The sequence below is a fragment of the Candidatus Avelusimicrobium faecicola genome (genome assembly GCA_900540405.1).
GTDB lineage: Bacteria > Elusimicrobiota > Elusimicrobia > Elusimicrobiales > Elusimicrobiaceae > Avelusimicrobium > Avelusimicrobium faecicola.
In genome coordinates, this window is sequence record UQFW01000070.1 from 1 (window position 1) to 4957 (window position 4957).

Genomic DNA, 4957 nt, shown 5'->3' on the forward strand with positions numbered 1-4957 from the left:
CGAAACCGATAGAAATTCTGGCCGCCGCCCTGGGTTTAGCCGCGCTGTCCGCCGGCGTTTTTGCCTTGCAAAAATTTTTATAATAAATCTCTTATAACTTTTTCCCCAACGCAACAAGGCCGCGCGGTAAAGCGCGGCCTTATAAAACGCAATAAAAACCTTTATTTTTTCGGCGGAACCTGTTTTGCCGCTTCCCGCACCGCTTGGCGCACGGCTTGCGTGGCGGCAAACTTCGGGTCCATGCGTTTGGCTAACCCCACCACACTTTGTAATTGGGCGGGCCGCATTTCCACCAGTTCGTCCAATGTTGCCAAAGTTTGTTCCACCCCAAACTGTTCTTGCGGGGCAGAAACCAACAATTTGCGGAACTCACTATCCCGCAAGCGTTGCATAGCCAACGGATTATTGGCGTTTTCTATCGCCGCGCCCATTAAAATACCCAACGAGCGTTTGGAAGAAAAATCCTGATACGCCAAAATGGCGCTGGATACCGCCAACGCAGGTTTAGATTTAACGGACATCACATACGCCAGCGTAAGCTCCTTGCCGCCCGCTTGGTCCAGTTTGGCGCGCAATAAATCCAACTTGGCCGGAATGGCTTTTTGCAACAGCTTAAACTGTTGGGCGCTCATTTCCGTAGAGGTAAAGGCCGAGCCCGCCAGCCCCACCATCACCGCCACCATCATTAAGTTTAATAAAATTTTTCTCATAACCCCTCCACTACTATAAGGATTACAAAAAAACGCTCTTTTTTCAAGGCTGAAAAATGAAGTATGGTTTACTATTTCCCTTAAAAAATACGCAAAAACAGTGCGCCAATGCCCGGCCCGCAAAATCCCCCAAAATGCCAAAAGGGAGCCCCCTAAGAGGCTCCCTTTGTAAAACATTTACAACCGTTGTTATTTGGCTTCGGAAACGGCCACCGCTACGGCTACCGTCGCGCCTACCATCGGGTTGTTGCCCATACCAATCAGGCCCATCATTTCCACGTGCGCAGGCACAGAGGAAGAACCCGCAAATTGGGCGTCGCTGTGCATACGGCCCATGGTGTCGGTCATACCGTAAGAGGCAGGGCCGGCGGCCATATTGTCCGGGTGCAGGGTGCGGCCGGTGCCGCCGCCGGACGCCACGGAGAAATATTTTTTGCCGTTTTCGGTAGCCCACTTTTTATAGGTACCGGCCACCGGGTGCTGGAAGCGGGTGGGGTTGGTGGAGTTGCCGGTAATGGAAACATCCACGCCTTCGTGGCGCATAATGGCAACGCCTTCGTTTACGTCGTCGGCACCATAGCATTTCACTTTGGCGCGGTCGCCGTCGGAGAAGGCTTTTTCGCTTACGATTTTCAATTCGCCCGTTTTGTAGTTATATTCCGTTTCCACGGAGGTAAAACCGTTAATGCGGGAGATGATGTAAGCGGCATCTTTACCCAAACCGTTCAAAATAACGCGCAAGGGTTCTTTGCGCACTTTGTTGGCGGTGCGGGCGATACCAATGGCACCTTCCGCCGCGGCAAAACTTTCGTGCCCGGCCAAAAAGCAGAAGCATTTGGTCTTTTCGCTTAACAACATGGCGCCCAAATTACCGTGGCCGAGGCCCACGGCGCGTTGGTCGGCTACGGAGCCGGGAATGCAGAAGCTCTGCAAGCCCACACCGATTTTTTCGGCCGCTTCCGCCGCCGTTTTTACGCCGCTTTTCAAAGCAATCGCCGCGCCGACGGTGTAAGCCCAAACGGCGTTATCAAAAGCAATAGGTTGAATACCGCGGACGATTTTATCCACGTCCACACCGTGTTTGGTGCAAATATCCTTGGCTTCTTCCAAGGAGGCAATACCGTATTCTTTCAGTACGGCATTGATTTTATCAATTCTTCTTTCGTATCCTTCAAACGTAATCATAATAATATTCTCCTGGGCTTACTCTTTGCGGGGGTCAATTTTCTTGACGGCTTCGTTAAAGCGGCCATAGCTGTTGACGTTCTTTTCAAACGCGGTTTTGGGGTCTTCGCCTTTCTTAATGGCATCCATCATTTTGCCCAGGTTTACAAATTTATAACCGATGATTTCGTTGTTTTTATCCAAACCGAGTTCCAACACATACCCTTCGGCCATTTCCAGGTAGCGGGCACCTTTGGCTTGCGTACCGTACATGGTACCAATCTGGGAGCGGTGGCCTTTGCCCAAGTCTTCCATACCGGCGCCAATCGGCAAGCCGTCGTCGGAAAACGCGCTCTGCGTGCGGCCGTACACAATTTGCAGGAAAAGTTCGCGCATAGCGGTATTAATCGCGTCGCAAACCAAGTCAGAGTTCAAGGCTTCCAAAATGGTTTTACCGGGCAGGATTTCGGCAGCCATGGCGGCAGAGTGCGTCATGCCGGAGCAACCCAAGGTTTCCACTAAGGCTTCTTTAATTACGCCGTTTTTTACGTTGAGCGTAAGTTTGCAAGCGCCCTGTTGGGGGGCACACCAACCCACACCGTGGGTTAAACCGCTAATATCGGTAATTTGTTTGGCTTTGACCCATTTACCTTCTTCAGGAATCGGGGCCGGCTCATGCTTGGCGCCTTTGCAGACGCAGCACATATTCTGTACTTCAGGGGTGCATTTTTCGCAGCTCATGAGAGTCTCCTATATAAAAATAAATCTTTCCCATATATTTTACCAAATACGCACGCAGAAAACACACATTTTCCCCAGTAAAAAAAAGCGGCCCGCACCGCAGGCCGCCTGGTAAAAACCATTAATGGGTTTGGTAGCTATCCAAAATTTCGCCAAAATATAAGGTGTGATAGTCACCGGGCTCTTTTTCGTACCAAAGCTCTTTGATGGCTTTGTCTAAATCTTGCGCCGACATAGTGGTTTTATACAGCACTTTACATTCATAATGGTACCCGGGCACGGCCAAGCGCGGGGTTTCAATTTTGCGTGCCGGAGCCACCGTCAAACCGCAGGCGGCCAGTTTATCCATGTTCCGGCCGGATTTAGTACCGCAAATTTGCAACGCTTCCGGCAAGTCCTGCGTGGGAAAAGTGACCGTAAATTGGCCGGTTTTTTCCAACAAACCGTGCGTAAAGCGGTTCTGGCGTACCAAGGCCGTAAATATCGGCAAGCGCCACATATAGCCGATACTGCCCCACCCGATAACCATGGTGTTTACTTTACCGCCAAAAGCGGTGGTTAAAAACGCGCCCTTTTTCATCAAATCCAGTTTTTGCTGGGCGTCGGCATGATACGTTTGTTCTGTCATACTCATTCCCCCTTTTTAGTGTTGTTTATTATACCTTTCCTGTTAAGCGCGCGCAAGCCCTATAAATAAAAAACCCCCGCACGGGGCGGGGGTGTGAAAAACAATTTTGGATTATTTTTACTTGTTTGCGGCAGCTTGTTCCGCGGCCACGGCGGCGGATTCTTTACGCCAAGTGGTAGCAATACAAGCCATAGCAATCATACAAGCAATAATGCAGGAGAAATACACACCCTGCCAACCGTAATGTTTGCTGATAAAAGCGGCGCCCGTGCTGGAAAGCATAGCCCCGAAATACCCAAACATCCCGGTAAAACCGCACGCGGCGGAAACGGATTCCTGCACCGTCACGCGGGAAGCCTGTACACCGCCGGCCAAGTTTTGCGGGCCGTCCACAAAGAAGCCGATAAACGAGGCCAACAAGGACGTCCAGAAAAACTGGTTCGTGCCGGCCACTTTATAAAAGCCCCAGCAGCTGGCCGCCAAAATGACCAAGTAAATGATGTTCATTTGCGTACAGCGGCCTTGGAACCAGCGGTCGGCCAAGTAGCCCGCCACAATACCGCCGGGCATACCCAAAAAGGGCATCCATTTCATGGCGGAAACGGCTAATTCGTCGGAGAAGCCGCGTTCCTGCGTAAGGAACATGGTACCCCAGTCCAACGTGGCAAAGCGTACATAGTAAATAAAAATGTAAGAAATAGCCAACGCCCACAAGAACGGGTTTTTAAGCACGTGTTTCTTGAGGATTTCCCAGTGGGAAAGGTTGCTTTTTTCTTTTACGGGCATCACGTCGTGGCGGTATTCTTCAATAGGCGGCAAGCCCACGGTGGTGGGTTTATCGGTCAAGAAGAACAACAGGAAAATGCTGTAGCAAATACCCATAATGGCAGGTACCACAAAGGCCATGCGCCACGCATCAAATTTAAGCAGATAGGCAATTAATACGCCCACAAAGAACGCCCCAAAGGTATGGGAAGAAGACCAAAGCGTCCATTTGGTGGCTCTTTCCGAGGGAGAAAACCAATACACTAGCCCTTTAGCTACGGGCGGGAACCCCATAGACTGACACACCCCGTTAAGACCCCACAAAAGCGACGCCAAGAACACCAGCGGCAACGTAATGTGCATTTGGCCCAAAAACGCGTGGAACTGGGGCAAGAACGGAAACGCCAAGTTAATCAGAGAGGAGGCAAACAGCCCTAAAGCCATTACGCCGCGGATATTGCAGCGGTCTGCCATAACACCACTTAAAAATTTACCAATACCGTAGGTCAAATAAATGGTGGTACCGATATAACCAAGTTCAATAATGCTCAGGCCGAAGTTTTCGCTGAGGGCGGGTTTTACATAATCCAAGTTTTTACGGGTAAAGTAGAACAACGCATAACCGAAGTACATACCAAAAAACATTTTAATACGCCAGTTTCTGTACAGGCGTTTAATTTGTTTTTCATCTGTAAGGCGTTCGGCATCCGGCAACGGCTTCATAAAGTTAATTAACTTTGCGAACATACAGTCTCCTAATTTTGAATGCAAAAAGACACTCTTACCTTTTGCTCTCCGGCGCTGGCTTCCCGCCTGGGCGCTCCCTCGTTTAGAAAGTAAAGTAAGAGTTCCTTTATATAACAGCAGTGAAAGCAAACCTGTTGCTTACCTCATTATTATAACAAATATTTTCTGCCCGCAAACAGATTTTTACAGTAAAAAAAGCGGC

General features: G+C 49.8%; 5 protein-coding genes. All 5 read right to left on the reverse strand.

The features are described 5' to 3' along the window. Nucleotides 1-161: 161 nt before the first annotated feature. Nucleotides 162-710, reverse strand: a complete 549-nt coding sequence (locus ACQY18_RS06220; RefSeq protein WP_428039247.1) for a hypothetical protein — start codon at nt 708-710, stop codon at nt 162-164. Between the two features lie 189 nt (nt 711-899). Further along, nucleotides 900-1895 carry a GGGtGRT protein gene (locus ACQY18_RS06225; protein ID WP_428039248.1) on the reverse strand — a complete coding sequence of 332 codons (996 nt, stop codon included), beginning with the start codon at nt 1893-1895 and terminating at the stop codon, nt 900-902. An 18-nt stretch (nt 1896-1913) separates the two neighbouring features. Further along, a complete protein-coding gene (locus tag ACQY18_RS06230) occupies nt 1914-2615 on the reverse strand; it encodes a hypothetical protein (RefSeq protein WP_176777900.1) in 702 nt (233 codons plus the stop codon). A 121-nt stretch (nt 2616-2736) separates the two neighbouring features. Continuing rightward, entirely contained in the window at nt 2737-3243 is a 507-nt protein-coding gene (locus ACQY18_RS06235) for a flavin reductase family protein (protein WP_428039249.1), read from the reverse strand. 117 nt (nt 3244-3360) lie between these two features. Further along, nucleotides 3361-4755 carry an MFS transporter gene (locus ACQY18_RS06240; RefSeq protein ID WP_428039250.1) on the reverse strand — a complete coding sequence of 465 codons (1395 nt, stop codon included), beginning with the start codon at nt 4753-4755 and terminating at the stop codon, nt 3361-3363. Nucleotides 4756-4957: the final 202 nt, after the last annotated feature.

Excerpts from the sequence above, each read along its gene's own strand:
- ACQY18_RS06225 (WP_428039248.1), bottom strand. The coding sequence starts at position 1,895 with ATGATTACGTTTGAAGGATACGAAAGAAGAATTGATAAAATCAATGCC.
- ACQY18_RS06240 (WP_428039250.1), bottom strand. The coding sequence starts at position 4,755 with ATGTTCGCAAAGTTAATTAACTTTATGAAGCCGTTGCCGGATGCCGAA.
- ACQY18_RS06220 (WP_428039247.1), bottom strand. The coding sequence starts at position 710 with ATGAGAAAAATTTTATTAAACTTAATGATGGTGGCGGTGATGGTGGGG.
- ACQY18_RS06235 (WP_428039249.1), bottom strand. The coding sequence starts at position 3,243 with ATGACAGAACAAACGTATCATGCCGACGCCCAGCAAAAACTGGATTTG.
- ACQY18_RS06230 (WP_176777900.1), bottom strand. The coding sequence starts at position 2,615 with ATGAGCTGCGAAAAATGCACCCCTGAAGTACAGAATATGTGCTGCGTC.